This is a genomic window from Candidatus Corynebacterium faecigallinarum, assembly GCF_052264515.1.
GTDB lineage: Bacteria > Actinomycetota > Actinomycetes > Mycobacteriales > Mycobacteriaceae > Corynebacterium > Corynebacterium faecigallinarum.
In genome coordinates, this window is the sequence record NZ_JBQQOC010000021.1 from 19,312 (window position 1) to 35,990 (window position 16,679).

General features: G+C 67.4%; 14 protein-coding genes and 3 tRNA genes. 5 read left to right on the top strand and 12 right to left on the bottom strand.

What is annotated here, in order from left to right; all coding sequences use genetic code 11:
• Positions 1–20: 20 nt before the first annotated feature.
• Complete coding sequence (gene leuD / locus ACTXPP_RS10925; protein ID WP_301520209.1) at positions 21–608, bottom strand: 3-isopropylmalate dehydratase small subunit; 588 nt, start codon at positions 606–608, stop codon at positions 21–23.
• 12 nt (positions 609–620) lie between these two features.
• A complete protein-coding gene (gene leuC / locus ACTXPP_RS10930; protein ID WP_301520208.1) occupies positions 621–2,066 on the bottom strand; it encodes a 3-isopropylmalate dehydratase large subunit in 1,446 nt (481 codons plus the stop codon).
• 97 nt (positions 2,067–2,163) lie between these two features.
• Here leuC and ACTXPP_RS10935 point away from each other — a divergent pair, with 97 nt between their 5' ends.
• The gene (locus ACTXPP_RS10935) at positions 2,164–2,916 is read left to right on the top strand and encodes an IclR family transcriptional regulator (RefSeq protein ID WP_301496053.1); all 753 of its coding nucleotides are present in this window, start codon (positions 2,164–2,166) and stop codon (positions 2,914–2,916) included.
• On the opposite strand, the gene ACTXPP_RS10940 is transcribed toward ACTXPP_RS10935, so the two are convergent.
• The gene (locus ACTXPP_RS10940) at positions 2,904–4,967 is read right to left on the bottom strand and encodes a VWA domain-containing protein (RefSeq protein ID WP_301496052.1); all 2,064 of its coding nucleotides are present in this window, start codon (positions 4,965–4,967) and stop codon (positions 2,904–2,906) included. The genes ACTXPP_RS10935 and ACTXPP_RS10940 overlap by 13 nt on opposite strands.
• 199 nt (positions 4,968–5,166) lie before the next feature.
• Positions 5,167–5,239: transfer RNA gene (locus tag ACTXPP_RS10945), tRNA-Glu, on the bottom strand.
• 482 nt (positions 5,240–5,721) lie between these two features.
• Here ACTXPP_RS10945 and ACTXPP_RS10950 point away from each other — a divergent pair.
• Positions 5,722–6,432: a DNA glycosylase AlkZ-like family protein gene (locus tag ACTXPP_RS10950; RefSeq protein WP_301496048.1), complete on the top strand. Its 711-nt coding sequence runs from the start codon at positions 5,722–5,724 to the stop codon at positions 6,430–6,432.
• Between the two features lie 17 nt (positions 6,433–6,449).
• Here the strand turns inward: ACTXPP_RS10950 and ACTXPP_RS10955 are convergent, their stop codons facing one another.
• The 5 genes from ACTXPP_RS10955 to ACTXPP_RS10975 form a co-directional block, all read right to left on the bottom strand.
• Complete coding sequence (locus ACTXPP_RS10955; protein WP_301496060.1) at positions 6,450–7,271, bottom strand: histidine phosphatase family protein; 822 nt, start codon at positions 7,269–7,271, stop codon at positions 6,450–6,452.
• Positions 7,272–7,359: 88 nt separating this feature from the next.
• Positions 7,360–7,432 (bottom strand) — tRNA-Glu (locus ACTXPP_RS10960).
• A gap of 44 nt (positions 7,433–7,476) precedes the next feature.
• Positions 7,477–7,548, bottom strand: a tRNA-Gln gene (locus ACTXPP_RS10965).
• A 153-nt stretch (positions 7,549–7,701) separates the two neighbouring features.
• Positions 7,702–9,198, bottom strand: coding sequence for a glutamate--tRNA ligase (gene gltX, locus ACTXPP_RS10970; protein WP_301496047.1), 1,497 nt, complete (start codon positions 9,196–9,198; stop codon positions 7,702–7,704).
• Positions 9,199–9,209: 11 nt separating this feature from the next.
• Complete coding sequence (locus ACTXPP_RS10975) at positions 9,210–10,001, bottom strand: TIM barrel protein (protein ID WP_443342119.1); 792 nt, start codon at positions 9,999–10,001, stop codon at positions 9,210–9,212.
• Positions 10,002–10,055: 54 nt separating this feature from the next.
• On the opposite strand from ACTXPP_RS10975, the gene ACTXPP_RS10980 reads away from it, so the two are divergent.
• On the top strand, positions 10,056–10,913 hold the full coding sequence (locus tag ACTXPP_RS10980; protein ID WP_301496043.1) for an SDR family oxidoreductase: 858 nt from the start codon (positions 10,056–10,058) through the stop codon (positions 10,911–10,913).
• 69 nt (positions 10,914–10,982) lie between these two features.
• Entirely contained in the window at positions 10,983–12,125 is a 1,143-nt protein-coding gene (locus ACTXPP_RS10985) for an isochorismate synthase (RefSeq protein WP_443342121.1), read from the top strand.
• Between the two features lie 74 nt (positions 12,126–12,199).
• On the opposite strand, the gene ACTXPP_RS10990 is transcribed toward ACTXPP_RS10985, so the two are convergent.
• The 3 genes from ACTXPP_RS10990 to ACTXPP_RS11000 all read right to left on the bottom strand — a co-directional run bounded on the left by ACTXPP_RS10990 (position 12,200) and on the right by ACTXPP_RS11000 (position 15,921).
• The gene (locus ACTXPP_RS10990) at positions 12,200–13,015 is read right to left on the bottom strand and encodes a fumarylacetoacetate hydrolase family protein (RefSeq protein WP_301496039.1); all 816 of its coding nucleotides are present in this window, start codon (positions 13,013–13,015) and stop codon (positions 12,200–12,202) included.
• A gap of 180 nt (positions 13,016–13,195) precedes the next feature.
• Positions 13,196–13,882 (bottom strand): exonuclease domain-containing protein, encoded by a 687-nt coding sequence (locus ACTXPP_RS10995; protein WP_443342139.1) that lies wholly within the window; start codon positions 13,880–13,882, stop codon positions 13,196–13,198.
• 59 nt (positions 13,883–13,941) lie between these two features.
• Entirely contained in the window at positions 13,942–15,921 is a 1,980-nt protein-coding gene (locus tag ACTXPP_RS11000) for a DUF294 nucleotidyltransferase-like domain-containing protein (protein ID WP_301520890.1), read from the bottom strand.
• Between the two features lie 142 nt (positions 15,922–16,063).
• On the opposite strand from ACTXPP_RS11000, the gene ACTXPP_RS11005 reads away from it, so the two are divergent.
• Positions 16,064–16,645: a PadR family transcriptional regulator gene (locus tag ACTXPP_RS11005; RefSeq protein WP_443342124.1), complete on the top strand. Its 582-nt coding sequence runs from the start codon at positions 16,064–16,066 to the stop codon at positions 16,643–16,645.
• The last annotated feature ends 34 nt before the right edge of the window (positions 16,646–16,679 follow it).

A 16,679-nucleotide genomic window follows, 5' to 3' on the forward strand; every position in this document is an offset into this window, starting at 1 on the left:
CCACAGTCGGCGTCAGCGTCCTACCGGATGACCGGCTTGAACGTCGGGCGGGACGCCTCGTAGTCGGCGATGGCGCCCTCGTCCTGCAGGGTGATACCGATGTCGTCGAGTCCGTTGAGCAGGCGCCACCGGGTGTCGTCGTCGACCTCGAAGCCGAAGACGTGCTCGCTGAGAGTGGCGGTACGTTCGGTGAGGTCCACGGTCATCTCCGCCCCGGGCTGCTGTTCCAGCAGCTTCCAGATCAGCTCGATGTCCTCGGCTGTCATGGTGGCGGCGAGCAGACCGTTCTTGGCGGTGTTGCCGCGGAAGATGTCGCCGAAGCGCGGGGAGAACACCACCCGGAAGCCGTAGTCCAGCAGCGCCCACACCGCATGCTCGCGGGAGGACCCGGTGCCGAAGTCGGGCCCGGCCACCAGGATCGAGGAGTTCACGTAGGGCTGCTGGTTGAGGATGAACTCCGGGTCGCGACGCCAGGACTTGAACAGGCCGGACTCGAAGCCGGTCTTGGTGACCAGCTTCAGGTACTCGGCCGGCACGATCTGGTCGGTGTCCACGTTGGAGCGACGTAGCGGCAGGGCCACGCCGGTGTGGTTGGTGAATTTCTCCATGGGTGTGACTCCTTACAGATCAGCCGGGCTGGCGAGGTGGCCGACGACGGCGGTGGCGGCGGCGACCGGCGGTGAGACCAGGTGGGTGCGTCCGCCCTTGCCCTGGCGTCCCTCGAAGTTACGGTTGGAGGTCGATGCGGAGCGCTCCCCCGGTGCCAACTGGTCGGGGTTCATGCCCAGGCACATCGAGCAGCCGGCGGTGCGCCACTCGGCACCGGCGGCGAGGAAGATCCGGTCCAGCCCCTCTTCCTCCGCCTGTGTCTTCACCCGGGTCGAGGAGGGCACCACGATCATCCGGGTGTTCTCTGCGACCCGGTGTCCCTCGATGACAGCGGCGGCGGCGCGCAGGTCCTCGATCCGGCTGTTGGTGCAGGAGCCGAGGAAGACGGTGTCGATGGCGATCTCGCGCAGTGGGGTGCCCTGTTCCAGGCCCATGTAGTCCAGGGCGGATTCTGCGGCCTCGCGCGCGGTCTCGTCGGTGATGTCCTCCAGGTAGGGCACGTGTCCCGACAGGGGCAGCCCTTGGCCGGGGTTGGTTCCCCAGGTGACGAAGGGGGTCAGCGCACCGCCGTCGATCTCGACGACGGTGTCGTAGGACGCCCCCTCGTCGGTGGCCAGTGAGCGCCAGTACTCCACCGCCTCGTCCCAGTCGGTGCCGGTGGGGGCGTAGTGGCGTCCCTTGAGGTAGTCGAGGGTGATGTCGTCGGGGGCGATCATGCCGGCCCGGGCACCCGCTTCGATGCTCATGTTGCAGATGGTCAGGCGGCCCTCCATGGAGAGGTTACGGATCGCCTCGCCGCGGTACTCGATGATGTGCCCCTGGGCGCCACCGGTGCCGATCTTGGCGATGATGGCCAGGATCAGGTCCTTGGCGGTGACCCCGGGCTGCAGGGTCCCGCTGACCTCGATGGCCATGGTCTTGAACGGGGTCAGCGGCAGCGTCTGGGTGGCCAGGACGTGCTCGACCTCGCTGGTGCCGATGCCCATACCGATGGAGCCGAAGGCCCCGTGGGTGGAGGTGTGTGAGTCGCCGCAGACGATGGTCATGCCCGGTTGGCTGGCGCCCAGCTGCGGCCCGACGGTGTGGACGATGCCCTGCTCGCCGTCGCCCATCGGGTGCAGCTTGACGCCGAACTCGTCGCAGTTCCTCCGCAGCGCCTCGACCTGGGTGCGGGAGACCTTGTCCTCGATCTCCAGCAGGTTGCCGGTGTGCACGCCCAGGGTGGGGACGTTGTGGTCCTCGGTTCCGAGGGTCAGGTCAGGACGTCGGACGGGCCGGCTGGCCTGGCGCAGTCCGTCGAAGGCCTGCGGGCTGGTCACCTCGTGGATCAGGTGCAGGTCGATGAACAGCAGGTCGCGTCCGCCGTCCTCCCCCTTGGTCACGACGTGGGCGTCCCAGACCTTCTCTGCCAGGGTGCGCGGGGTCTCGGTTCGCGACTGCCGGGTCACAGCATTCACGGGTTCTCCTCCATCTCCAGGTCCCTCCCGGATGCTCCCGATCGTCACTTCGGGATGTCCTGGAAGTTCCACTATTTGGAATGTATAGTATCAGATCATGGGAAACCCCACCGATTCCGATTCGGGCACAACCCTCGCGCCCGGCACCACCCCGACCACCAGTGGCATTCAGGTCCTCGACCGTGCCCTGCTCATCCTCGGCATCGTCGCCCGCAGGCCACACAGCCTGTCTGAGCTGTGCGACACCACCGGCCTGCCGCGTGCCACGGCGCACCGCATCGCCGTCGCCCTGGAGAAGCACCGGATGGTCACCCGTCTCGACGACGGGCTGTGGACCGCCGGGCCCGCCCTGGCCGAGCTGGCACCGAAGACCTCCACCCGCCTGGAGGAGGCCGCCGAGCACGTGCTGCCCGACCTGGTCACCCGCACCGGCGAGGCCGTGCAGATCTACAAGCTCTCCGGCCACCAGCGGGTCTGCATCGCCGGAGCGGAACCGCAGATCGGCCTGCGCGACACCGTGCCGGTGGGCAACCGGATGACGCTGTCCGCCGGATCCGCGGCGAAGGTGCTGGTCGCCTTCGCCCCGCTCGGTTTCCAGGAGGACGTCCTGTCGACGGCATCCTACACCGCCGCTGACCTCGAGGCGGTACGCGTCGGACAGATCGCTGAATCGGTCGGCGAGCGCGACGCTGCCCTTGCCAGCGTGTCCGCCCCGGTGCGCGACAGTACCGGGGTCATCGCCGCCCTGTCGATCTCCGGGCCGGCCGAGCGCATGGGCCCGTCTCCCGCCGCCCGCCACCGCGAGGCCCTGCAGGCCGCGGCTGCGGAGCTGGAGAGCTACCTGCGGTAGCGGCGCAGGAGAAAGATCCCGGCCCCGACCAGGATCACCACAAGGACACCGCCGGCACCGATGATCGCCCAGGTGGTGCTGGACGTACCGGAGTCCTCCTGGGCCGTGTTCTGACTGTCGCCCTGAGACTCGTCGCCGGACTGCGCCGCATCGTTCGCGTCGCCGGGCTCACCACCGCCGGAAGTGTCGTATTCCGGTTCACCCTCGACCTCGCCGAAGGCGTCCGTGGTGAGAGTGATCGGCATGATCCCGGAGTTGAAGTGGTTCTCCTGTGAGCGGCTGATCATCACGTAGTAGTCGCCAGCAGTCGAGGCATACTTCATCTCGTCGAAGCCCGCGGCCTCCACTCCTTCGCGGTTCTTCCACCGCACCGGATGAGTCATGTCCTGCCAGGCCCCGTCGGTTGTGCCGTAGTTCTCGAACTCCTGCCCGTCCGCCGTCGAGGTGTGGTCGATTGCACCACGTCGCGGCGAGAACAACTGGAGGTTCACGCCACGCATCTGATCGCCAGACTGTGAGCCGTCACCTGCATTGTCGGCCCCGTCGCCCTCCACACCGCGCTGGTCCACCTGGGCCTGCAGTTGCTGGCCCCACTCCACCGGTACCTTGTAGACGACGGTCTCGCCGGGATAGATCTCCGAGTCGTAGCTTTCGCCGGGGTTCAGCTCCGGGGCATTGTTGAAGGAGTTACCGCCCATCAGTTCCTCCCCGCTGTCACTCAGCTCAAGGTCCTCCCACTGGTAGTCGGCGATGGGCCCTTCCGCCATGTCGGGAAGGTTGTCGAGGTTGCCCACCGGGGCCTCCTCCTCCACGAGCATCTCGAAGGACTGACCCTCGAAGTCATTGCCGTCATTGCCTCCATCGCTGGCGTCGGCGGGCTCGACGACGAGGATGAGGTCACTGGCGGAGTCACAGTCCTCGTTGTCACTACGGCCGAGCCCCGGGAAAACCGAGACCTGGTTGGTCCGGATCCGTTGGGAGCCTGAGCCTGAACCCACGTACAGGCGCTCTGCCACACAAACGTCTGAATTGGCCGCAGATGCACCGGCTCCATCGAAGAGTTCCCAGTTCTCGGTGGATTCGGTTCCCAGCCCGAACGCCAGCGAGTCGGTGGTCTGCTCATCGGTGATGGCGGTCAACCCGACATGGATGGACGATCCCTTGGTTGTACGGGGGATCCGGTAGAAGAGCTTGTCCCCCGACCACTGGTCGACGTACTGGCCAGGCTCCAGCGTCGGCGCAGAGTCAATGTTCGCGGCACCGTCAACCTCCTCGCCCTCCACCATGAACGGCTGAAAGGCACGCTGCGACAGGCGTGCCAGGGTGCTCTTCAACTGGTCTCCGTCCGTAGCGTCGAAGTACTCACCGTTACCTGCGTCGGCGATGCACTCGAGCTGTTCCCGGGCGGCCCCGTCCACGTTGTAGCCGACGGCGTGGATGGCGACGTCCACTCCCTTGTCGGCGAGGTTGGAGGCAGCCACACAGGGGTCCGGGGCGCAGTTCTCCTCGCCGTCGGAGACCAGGACGATGGTCCGCTGCCCCTCGACGCCCAGGTCTTCCGCTGCCTGTTCCAGGGCATAGGAGATCGGCGTACGGGCCCCGACCGCGTCGTACTCGTCGATCGCCGAGTTGAGCTCGTCCCGGTTACCGGACGCGATCTCCTGTACCAGCTCCGAGTCGGTGCACGCCGCGTCGTCATCGTGGTCGGTGACTTCCCCCGAGAACACCCTGAGGCCGACGTTCAGGGAGTCGTCCAAGCCCCCCACGACGCCGTGCAAGGCATCGCGTGCAGCCTCGATGCGGACCGTGTCCCCCTCGTCCTTCTCAGACATGGATTCCGAGGCGTCCATGAGCATGAGGAGCTCATTGTCCTCCGGACCGTCCACTTCCTCACCTGTCACGTCGGATACATCGTCAGTTCTCGTCGACTGCGCCGATGCCGGTGGCACGTCGTCATCCACCACTGTGGCGAATGTCAGAGCCAGTGCGATGGCTCCCCCTCCCGCCACGATGCGCGCTCCGACGCCGCGGCGTCCTCCCTTGATCTTCACTTGTCCACGTCCCTTGAAGTCTCTTGAAACTAGTATCAGTGTAAAAGCTCCATCAAACGTATCAAAGGACCATAAAAACCGCGGGGCAAGGTTCACTGCCAAATACCCAGGCAGGCATAAGAGGAACACGAAAACGCCCCACACCAACGAGGTCGGTGCAGGGCGCTTACGTTTCGTGAGTGATTTGACTCACGTTTTGTACCCCGTACGGGATTTGAACCCGTGTTACCGGCGTGAGAGGCCGGCGTCCTAGGCCGCTAGACGAACGGGGCGCGGCGTTGACACATATCTTTACGACTCCCCCAGAACTCTGCGGTGCCGCGCTGTGCAACGGGGAGAACTATATACGACCCCGACGAAAACCACATAATCACACCAACCACCTGCAGATATGCGTTACAGAACGTGAACGTCAGTCCGCGCACCATACTGCCCGGTAATGTCGCGGGTATGTCGACTCTCGCCGCCGTCAGCCCGTCCGACATCCGCGCCCGCCGCCTCATCGCCCAGCTGCTGGCACCGTCCGCCCCACACCCGTTGTCGACGGCGTCGGGATCGATCGCCGAGGTCGCCACCTGGATGACGGCCGTCCAGTCCGAGAATGCGGCGGCAGGACGCGACGTCCTCGCCCTGCGGAGCAGCCGCGAGGCGGGCTCTGTCTCCGCAGGACCTCGCCGACGCCGGCATCGTGCGCAGTTGGTCCCAGCGCGGCACCCACCATCTGCTGCCCGCCCGGGACGTCCGGTGAATCACCGTGCTGTGCTCCCCTCGGGTACAACGTGCCTCAGAGAAGCGCCGCGGCAACATCGGATTGACCGACGCCGACGTCGACCTCTGCCGTGCGGCACTGTTGGACGCCCTGGCCGACGGTGCCACACTCAGCAGGACCCAGTGCTACGGCGTCTTCAAGGACGCCGGTGTGGGCCCCGACGGCGGCCGCGGCGGGCACCTGCTGCGTCACTTCGGCGGCGAGGGCGACATCATCCAGGGAGTCCCGGAGGGGTCCGTGGGGACCTTCGTCCTCCACGACGCGGTCGTCGCCGAGCCAGCGGAGTTCACCGGGCAGGACGCCCTGCGCGAGCTCGCCGTCCGCTACTTCCGCTCCCGTGGCCCCGCGACGGTGAAGGACTTCGCCTGGTGGACCGGCCTGACTGTCACCGACGCGAAGAAGGCCGCCGCCCTCGCCCTGGAGGGCGGCACGGAAACCGGCACAGTCATCGAGGCCACCACCGAGGACGGACGCAGCGTCCTGCTCGCCGACTGGCAGGTGGACGTCTCCCCCGCTGAATTGGCAGGTGCAGTGCGTCCAGACGTCCAGCTGCCCGCCTTCGACGAGTACCTCATGGGCTACGGTGACCGCTCCGACGTCATCTCCCCTGAGGTCACCGTCGAGGTCGGTCCGACAAAGAACGGTCTGGTCCATCCCAGCCTGGTGCAGGCCGGCCAGGTCACCGGGCGGCGTTAGGGACTGTCCGTCAGCGCTCAGGAGTTCGGGTCCGACAGCACCCTGGACTGTTCCTCGGCGACGGTGAGCAGGTCCTGGTTGCTCAGGTAGTCGCGGTCGAAGAACTCCCAGGGACTCTCGACCATCGACCAGGTCCCGGTCTCCCGGTCCCGTCGTGGGTGGGCGACGCGCACCCACCGCATCCAGTCGGCGACGCCCCCGGTCAGTGGGTCGACCCGTGAGTAGTGCACGACCGTACAGTTGTAGATGGTCAAGCCGGGATCCTTGTCGTACTCCAGGAACTCTTCGTCGCTCCAGCGTTCCAGCACCAGGCGGGTGGCCCACATGAAGTCGCCGTGGCTGACGATCAGCACGTTCTGTTCGCTGGATTCCCGGTGCAGTGTGCTCAGCAGGTTACGCACCCGGTTCTCCGCCACATTCGCGATCGACTCACCGGCCGGCGGCGCCCAGTACAGCGGATCCTTGCGCTTCAACAGGGCATTGTGCGAGTACTGCTCCTGGAAGACTTTCCGGGGCATCGACGAGATCTCACCCCAGGAGCGTTCCCGGACCACCCGGTTCTCCTCCCACCGTGCATCCCGCAGACCCAGGTTCGCGGCTGTCTCGCGGGTCCGTACATACGGGGAGGTGATGCACCGGTCAAGGGTACTGACGTTGTCACGGATCCATGCTCCGGCCGCCTGTGCCTGCGCCACCCCATTCGTGGTCAATCGCCACGAGCGGTCCGCGACGAGCATGGTCTCTTCGGTGGACAGTGCCTGTCCACCCGCCTTGTCAGCCTTCTGGATCACATTGGCTTCGCTCTGGCCGTGACGGACGAGGATGAGGTTCTTGGGCATGGTCACCTGCCCCACTGTACATCTGACAAAAGCGGAAACCCCGCACCGAACCAGGCTGTGCTAGTCAGTGCGGGGTGTCCGCTTGTTGTACCCCGTACGGGATTTGAACCCGTGTTACCGGCGTGAGAGGCCGGCGTCCTAGGCCGCTAGACGAACGGGGCATGAAAACAATTTCTCAGTCACACTGTGACTGTCAGCGTTTCCGCTGGCCTACCAGGACTCGAACCTAGAACGACGGTACCAGAAACCGCTGTGTTGCCAATTACACCATAGGCCATTTGTCTTACAACATAACGTCGTGGATATTCTCCCCGCCGCTGTGCTGTGCAACGGGGAATACTATAACCAGACCCCCTCCGCGGTGGCAAATTCCCTGGTTATCAACCATTTTTCGGGATCCTGCACTGCGGTGTCGGCCCTACTGCGGCCACTACTGCTGAGCTGATGCCTGGAACGGGGTCACGGCACGGGCGGCCTGCAGGCGGGCAAGGGCGGACTCGCGGCCCAGCAGCTCCATGGACTCGAACAGCGGCGGGGAGATCGCCGCACCGGAGATGGCCACGCGCAGTGCCCCGTAGGCCTTGCGCGGCTTGAGCTCCATGGACTCGATGAGACGTCCGGACAGCTTCTCCTCCAGTGTGGCGGTGACGAACTCCGCCTCGCCGAGGGCGGTCAGCTCCTCGATGGCGGCGTCGAGGACCTCCACGGCGTCCTCCTTGAGGTTCTTCTTCGCCGCCTTTTCGTCGAGCACCAGGTCGGCGTCGGCGGTGACCAGGAAGCGCAGCAGACCGTCAGCGTCCGAGAGCACCTTGATGCGGGTCTGCACCAGGTCGGCGGCGAAGGCGAACTTCTCGGCCGGGTAGTCGGCCGGGAAGCCCTTGTACTCCTCCAGGTAGCTACGCAACCGGGCGGTGAAGTCGTCGAGCTCCAGCAGACGGATGTGGTCGGCGTTGATCGCCTCCAGCTTCTTCTGGTCGAAGCGGGCCGGGTTCGGCTTCACGTCGGCGACGTCGAAATTGGCAACCAGCTGGTCGACGGTGAAGATGTCCTCGTCGGCCGACAGGGACCAGCCCAGCAGGGAGAGGTAGTTCAGCATGCCCTCGGGGATGATGCCGTTGTCGCGGTGGTTGAAGAGGTTGGACTCCGGGTCACGCTTGGACAGCTTCTTGTTGCCCTCGCCCATGACGAACGGCAGGTGGGCGAAGGTCGGGGTTGCCTCGGCCACACCGATGCGCACCAGTGCCTCGTAGAGGGCCAGCTGACGTGGGGTCGACGGCAGCAGATCCTCGCCGCGTAGCACGTGGGTGATCCGCATCAGAGCATCGTCCACCGGGTTGACCAGGGTGTACAGCGGCTGACCGTTGGAACGGGCGACGACGAAGTCGGGGACGGTGGTGCCGTCGACGCTCATGTCGCCGCGGACCAGGTCGTGCCACTCCCAGGTCTTCTGCGGCATGCGCAGGCGCCACACCGGCTGGCGGCCCTCGGCCTCGAAGGCGGCGATCTGTTCCTCGGTGAGCTCGCGGTCGTAGTTGTCGTAGCCGAGCTTGGGGTCGCGGCCGGCGGCCTTGTGCCGCTCCTCGACCTCCTCGGCCGTGGAGTACGCCGGGTAGACGTCGCCGGAGGCCTTCAGCTTCTCCAGGACCTCGGCGTAGATGTCCATACGCTGGGACTGACGGTACGGGCCGTGCGGGCCGCCGGGCTCGCCGACGCCCTCGTCCCAACCCAGGCCGAGCCAGGTCAGCGACTCGACGATGGCCTCGTAGGACTCCTCGGAGTCGCGGGCGGCGTCGGTGTCCTCGATACGGAAGACCAGCTTACCGCCGGTGTGGCGGGCGTAGGCCCAGTTGAACAGTGCGGTGCGCACCATGCCGACGTGCGGGGTCCCGGTCGGCGACGGGCAGAAACGGACTCGAATGTCACTCATGGTCATCTATTTCACCACACCCACTCGCCTGCCACGTCGCCGACGTACCCGGCCGAGTGCAGCGCAGCCACCCAATCCGCCAACGGCAGTTCCCCGGTGCCCGGCGCGCCGCGCCCCGGGTCGTCGGCGATCTGTACGTGGGTGGGCAGGTTCCCCGTCTGTGCGGTGCCGGACGCTGCGGTGTCGGACGCTGCGGCACCCAGCTCCTCGATCCACTCGCCGATACCGTCGTGCCCCACGGTCTCCACGAGATGCCAGAAGTCGGCGAGCAGTCCGGTACCACCAATGGTGTCGGTGAGCGCAGTGGCGTCGTCGATCACCTGGACCGGGTAGTCCGCGGGCCCCACACCGGGGCTGCGGCTCGGTTCGATCAGCACCGTCCCCTGGCCCCGGGAGGTGACCGACTCCGCCACTGCAGCCGTGCGGTCGCGCTGTGCGCTGGTGAGGTCGCGGCCGCCGCGTCCGACAAGAAGGTTGAACCGATCTGCCCCGGTGAGCTCGGCCAGCCGGGCGTGGGCGTCCAGGTGCGTCGGGGTCAGGGGTTCCTGGTGCAGGACGCCCCGCTCACCGGCAGCGGTGTCCCCGCCCCAGAAATTCAGGGCGACCAGTATGAGCTCCCGACGGCGCAGCTCGGCAACCAGTTCGTCGACGGCCGCAGCTCCGGGTTCGGGTGTGGCCCAGGGCCACCACAGCTCGATGCGGTCCACGCCCAGCGCCGTGGCCCGGTCGAGGCCGATCTGCCCGAGCGTCAGGCCCACCGAACAGTTGACGGCGGTGAGGTACGGGGCGTTGGAGGACGACATGTCTCCAGTATCCATGGACCGTGGGGCGGAGCATCCTCCGTAGACTCGGTCGGCATGAGCGATCCCGAAACTGCTGCCGCCCCTGTCACCGCCTCCGCCGCCGCACAGCCGACCCGACCCCGCGTCGCCGTGATCACCGGCGCCGGTGGCGGCCTGGGCCGTGCCTTCGCCACAGCGCTGGCCTCGGCCGGCTGGACCGTGGCCGCCCTGGGACGCACCCGGGCCACCCTGGAGGAGACCATCGAGGGACTCGACGACCTCTCCCCCGCCGACAGTGCCGACGGTGCCGACAGGGCCGACAGTGCCGACGGTGCCGACGGTGCCGACAGGGCCGACAGGGCAGGCGCCCCGCAGCACCTCGCAGTGGTCTGCGACGTCACCGACGAGGACTCGGTGCAGATAGCCTTCGACACCATCACCGACCATTTCGGCCGGCTGGACCTGTTGGTCAACAACGCCGGTATCCCCGGCCCGACCGGACGGCTCGACGGTGTCGACGTCGCCGACTTCTCCGCCACGGTGCACACCAATCTCACCGGTACTTTCCTGTGCACCCGCGCGGCGTTCGCCTGGATGGCGGCCCACGGTGGCGGTCGGATCATCAACAACGGGTCTATCGCCGCCCAGTCCCCGCGGGCCGGGGCGGCAGCCTATGCAGCATCCAAGGCGGCGGTGGCGTCGTTGACGGTGTCCACCGCACTGGACGGTAGGGATGTCAACGTCACCGCCACCGAGCTGGACATCGGAAACGCGCGGACGGAGCTGTTGGGCGCGTTCAGTTCCTCCGAGCCGATGTTCGATGCGGCGGAGGCCGCCCGCCTGCTGGTCAGTGTGGCTGATCTGCCGACCTCCGTGAGCGTGGACCGGTTCACGGTGACCGCCGCCGGCATGCCCTACCTCGGCCGGGGATGAGACCGGGGAAACCCCGTTCACCACCAAGACAATTCGGACTGTTCACCGACACTGGGTACGGTTGACTGCGTGATCAACAACGATCGCCCGTCGACGGCGCCTGACTTCCTGCTGTCCCGCGCGTCGGGCAGCATCCGCACGCAGGGCACCAGCGCGTCCTTTCCTGACCCGTTCGAGGCGGCGACTGCGCTGCACGAGGGGCAGGTGGACCTGGTCGTCGGGGCGGTCCCCTTCGACACCGGAAACCGGGCGGCCCTGTCCGTCCCGGAGTCGGTCCTCGAGAGCGAGGGTCCGCTGGAGCCGCCGGCGCACTACCGGGGCATGGAGGCCGCCGCCCAGTTGGAGGTCCTCGGTGTCTTTCCGCTGTCCAGCCCGGAAGAGCATCAGATGACGGTCAGCGCGGCGATCGGGACGATGCAGAACACCCGGCTGCGCAAGGTTGTCCTGGCCCGTGCGGTGGATGTCGCCTTCGCCGACGAGATCGACCCGCTTCTCATCGCCGCCCGCATGATCGACCTTTCGGCGTTGCGAGACGGCTATGCAGTGGACCTGTCCGCCACCGGACGCGCCGATGACCGCGGGACGATGCTCGTCGGCTCCTCCCCCGAGGTGCTGGTCCGACGCACCGGAAATGTCGTCGAGGCCCACCCGCTGGCGGGGTCGGCGGCACGACTGCCCGACCCGCAGGCGGACGAGGCCGTCGGACGCTCCCTCCAGGACTCCACCAAGGACCTCACCGAACACCAGCTGGTTGTCGACCACTACCGCACGGTGTTGACCGGGGTGTGCAGCGAACTGGTCATCCCCGACTCCCCCGAGCTGATCCGCACCAATGAGATGTGGCATCTGGCCACACCGATCCGTGGGGTACTCAAGGACCCGAGCTTCTCGGCCCTGGACCTGGCGTTGATGCTGCACCCGACCCCGGCGGTCGGCGGGACCCCGACGGATGACGCGATCGGCATCATCAACGAGGTGGAGGGTCCCCGCGGTTTCTACGCCGGTTTCGTCGGCTGGTGCAATGCCGAGGGTGACGGGGAGTACATAGTGACGATCCGCTGTGCGGAGGTCGCCGGGGCGACAGCGAGGGCGTGGGCCGGCGGCGGGGTCATCGAGACGTCCTCCCCCGCAGCGGAAGCCGCCGAGACCACGGCGAAGCTGCAGACCGCCCTTCGGGCGCTCAACGTGCCCGCCGCGCTGCGCACCGTGTAGGACGCTCCCTCCCCCGGAAACGTCACAGCGCGGGCACCCCTGGGGGCGTCCGCGCTGTGGGAGGGGCGAGGGAACTACTTCGCCTCGTAGGCCTCGACCGGGTTGACCAGGTGGCCCAGGCCCGGGATCTCGATGTCGATCGAGTCGCCGGGGACCATCTCGGCGGTGCCGGCCGGGGAGCCGGTGCAGATGACGTCGCCGGGCAGCAGGGTGAAGGCGGAGGAGACCCACTCCACGACCTCCGGGATGGCCTTGATCATCTGGTCGGAGTTGGAGTCCTGCTTGGTCTGGGTCTCACCGTCGTGGGTCAGGTGGGCCTTGATCGGCAGGTCGGAGAGGTCGGCGAAGTCGAGGTCGGTCTCGATCCACGGGCCGAGCGGGCAGAAGCTGTCCAGGCCCTTGGCGCGTGCCCACTGGCCGTCGGCGAACTGCAGGTCGCGGGAGGAGACGTCGTTGACGATGGTGAAGCCGAGGACGACGGACTTCCAGTCGTCACGCTTGACGTCCTTGCAGGGCTTGCCGATGACGATGGCGAGCTCGCCCTCGAACTCGACCCGGGTGGCCCACTCGGGCTTGCGGATCGGGGCACCGGGGCCGACGACGGCTGTCGGCGGCTTCAGGAAGATCGTCGGCGGCAGGTGCTCGGCGGACTCCTTGAAGACCTCCTTGACGTGGTCGGCGTAGTTACGTCCGACGGCGACGACCTTGGAGGGCAGGATGGGGGCCAGCAGCCGGACGTCGGCGATGGGCCAGGTGCGGCCGGTGTACTCCAGCTCACCGAAGGGGTGACCGGCGATCTCACGGCAGGTCGCGCCCGTACCGTCAGCTTCGCCCCCTTCCAGAGCCACGAAGGCCATGCCTTCCGGGTGGGCAATTCTTGAGATTCGCATGATCACACACACTACAGAGGCACTGGAGTGGAGACGACAGAACCCCGGATGCGGTCCGACCACCCCACCGGCATTTCCCACAGAGAGACCAGCGTGTGACCGTATCGTGAGATCACACCGTGAGGAATCTCACACCCTGCTCGGTCTCGTATCCGCCCCGCAGTGCCCCGTCCCCCTCGCTCAGTACGACACCGAGCGAAGCGTCCTGTACTGCCGGGTCATCCCGTCCGGGGCAGTGATCGCGAGGTAGAGCTCGGCGCACGCCAGGGCGTCGGTGACCGCCCGGTGACTGCGGTAGGTCGGCAGCCCGTAGCGCTCCCGGACCCGGGGCAGCCGCAGGTCCTCGCCGCGCGGGACCGTGCCCTGGACCTCCATGCGCCGCCGCTCCATCTCCAGGGTGTCGATCACCGGGACGTTCAGCGGTCCGGAGAACTCGCGTCGGCACGCCGCACCGAGGAAGTTCTGCTCCATCGGGGCAAAGTGGACCAGCATCGCCCTCCCTGCCAGCGCCTTCAGCAGTTCTTCCAGTGCCTTCGCCGGGACTGCTCCCCCGGCCACCTCATCATCGGTGATGCCGTGGACCGTGGCCGAGTCACCCACCGCTGATTCCCCGGCGGCCGAGGACGCCGCGGCCTCCTCCGGACGCTGGGTCAGCACGATCTCCCTGGCACCGGAAAGATCGATACTCCGGCCGTTGACCGGCACCCACCCGATCGACAGCAGGCTGTCGTTGGCAGCGTCCAACCCGCTGGTCTCCACGTCCACCGCGAGGATCGGTAACTCGGTCAGGGGTGTGCCGGGCCGCGGGGCGGGCACCTCGTTGAACTCGGCGAGCGCCCCGGTCGCCCGCCGGGAGGTCGGGCGCATCAGGCGACTGACCAGGCGTCCGAACAGTGATTCCTCCGGGGTGTTTCTTCGTGCCGCGCTCATGTGTTGCGCACCGGGTAGGTGACCGCGAGCGAGGACTGGATGGACTTGACGATCCCGAAGGCGTCCCGCAGGTTCACCCGGTCGAGCTTGCCGAGGCTGTCGGGGGCGATGCGGTAGTCCGGCTCCTTGCCGCGACGCAGCTGACCGGCCTGGTGGCGCAGCGTGAGCGAGGTGAGGAACTCGAAGGCGTCGGAGAGGTCCCGTGCACCGGAACGGGACAGGACATTGGCGTCGACGGCCGCTTTCAACCGGGCTCGGGTCCCCACCAACGGGGAGCCGGCGACGATGCCGTAGAGCCGGGCGATCTGCACCAGCGCGGCGGTTCCACCGGCCTTGATGTGCAGGGTACGGGCGTAGTCGCCCTTGCGGTCGACGACCAGTCCGCGGAAGACGCCCAGTGGCGGGTCGCTGCGCACCGCCAGGGCGGCGAGCTGGGCGTGCAGCCGCTGGGAGCCCTGGGCGGCCTCCACGGCCGACAGGTGCACGTGGTCGGCGAGCTCGCGGGAGCCGTGGACCAGCCGCATGTCGAAGAAGATCTGGGCGTAGAGCAGCGCTTCGGGCTGCGGGGCGGTGATCCACTCGTGGAAGGTCTGCTGCCACTGGCTGACCGTCATGCGCCACTTCGGGTTGGACGCCATCATGTCGCCCGGACAGTGCATCTGGCCGGCCTCGTGCAGACCGTCGCAGATCCGGGAGGTCAGGGTGGCGAAGTACTCCCCGTGCTCGGCCTCGTCGTAGTCGTCGGCGAGGATCAGGGCGTTGTCCTGGTCGGAGGCGAAGTTCACCGCGCGCCGCCCCTGCGAGCCGACGACGACGAAGGCGTAGGGCACCGGCGGTGGCCCGACCTCCTCCTCGGCCAGGGTGATCACCCGGCGCGCCAGGGAGTCCAGGCCCACGGTGAGCAGGTCGGAGACCTCGTCGGGTGAGGCCCCCCGCTCAATGAAGCCGGAGGCGATCTGACTGGTGTCCCGGATGATCTGGCTGAGCTGGTTCGGTGTGGTGGCCTTGGACAGGTCGGTGGTCAGGTAGATCGGGTCGGCGCGCAGTTGCCGGACGATGTCGGTCGCGGCGATGACGGTGAGCACCCCGCCGTGGTCGTCGAGCACCGGCAGGTGGTGGATGCCGATGTCGCTCATACGCAGCATGGCCTCGAAGACGGTGGCGTCGGTGTCCGCGCCGACGGGGTCGGGGGTCATGACCTCGGCGACGGGGGTGTCGCCGGACAGTCCGGCGGCGACGACGCGGCTGCGCATGTCACGGTCGGTGATGATGCCGACGAGTTCGGCGCCGTCGCCGTGGCCGGGGCGGGGGCGTCCGGTCGGACGGGTGACCACCGGGAGGCAGGAGACGTCCTTGTCCACCATCAGGCGGGCGGCGTCGGCGACGGTGGTGGACGGCTCGGTGGTGACCGCGGTGCGCAGGGCACGGTCGGAGCCGGGCAGCAGGTCGGTCAGGCGGGTGCGCAGGACGTCCGCCCCGGAGCGCCGGCGCAGCCGGTCGGCGTCGGCACGGATGCGGGCGGACAGTCCGCCGTAGTAGCGGGAGACCTCCGGGTAGCGGGCGACGAGGGCGCGGACGTCCTCCCCCGGCATGGTGAGCAGCAGGGAGTCCTCCACCGCGGTCATTGTGTAGTGCGAGATCACTGCGCCACCGCCGCCGGGGCCACCATTGCCACCGGGCGCGATGCCCGAGTTGCTGGCGTACAGGTCGGTCGACAGGACCGTGGAGTAACCGAAGGAGCGTCCGCTCTCCCTCCGGTCGAGCAGGACGTTCTTGTCGTCGAGCACGTCGACCGCCCCGGACCGGATGATGTAGAGGGTGTCGTTGGGGTGACCGGCGGTGATGACGGTATCCCCCCGTCGGACGTAGACGATCTCCATCTGCGACGGGAGTTCGGCCATCTCCTCTTCGGGCAGGTGGCTGTAGGGCTCCTGTTCGGCCAGGAACCGCCGGACCTCATCCAATTCCACACTCATGGCCCGCAGTCTATCGGAGTGAATGATTTCACCGGTGAACCTTATCGAGGGAAACCACCCCGACGGGGCTGTATGAAACAAATTGCACATCAATTTGTGGAATATGCCCCGATCTGTCGGCGGTCCGCGTTACGCTGCTGTCATGGCGTTGGAACATGCGATCATGGTCTCCCTGGCGGAGCGTCCCGGCACCGGCTACGAGCTGGGCGGACAGTTCTCGACCTCACTCGGCCACTTCTGGCCCGCGACCCGCCAGCAGATCTACCGCACCCTGTCCCGCCTGCAGACCGACGGTCTCGTCACCTGCTGCGACGTCCCCCAGGACGGCCGACCCGACAAGAAGATCTACACCCTGGCCCCTGCCGGACGCGAGGCACTTCACGACTGGATCGCGGAACCGTCCAGCCTGATGAAACTCCGCGACGACCTCGCCGTGAAGCTTCGCGGCGCCGAACACGGGGACGCTGACGACGTCCTCGCCGATGTACGACGACACCGCGCCCTGCACGTCGAACAGCTGGCGCTCTACCAGGGCTACGCCGCGACCCAGTTCCCGGAAGCGACCGAGACCCCCGATGACGCAACACCGCCCCTGACCGGACAATTGACCGGGCGACGCCTGCACCAGTTCCTAGTGCTGCGCGGCGGTATCCGGGTCGAAGAGGCTTTCATCGCCTGGTGCGACGAGGTCCTCGCTGCCCTGGAACCGGCCCCCGCCGCCTGACCGTCCCGACTGACTGACCCCTCCCGACTACACC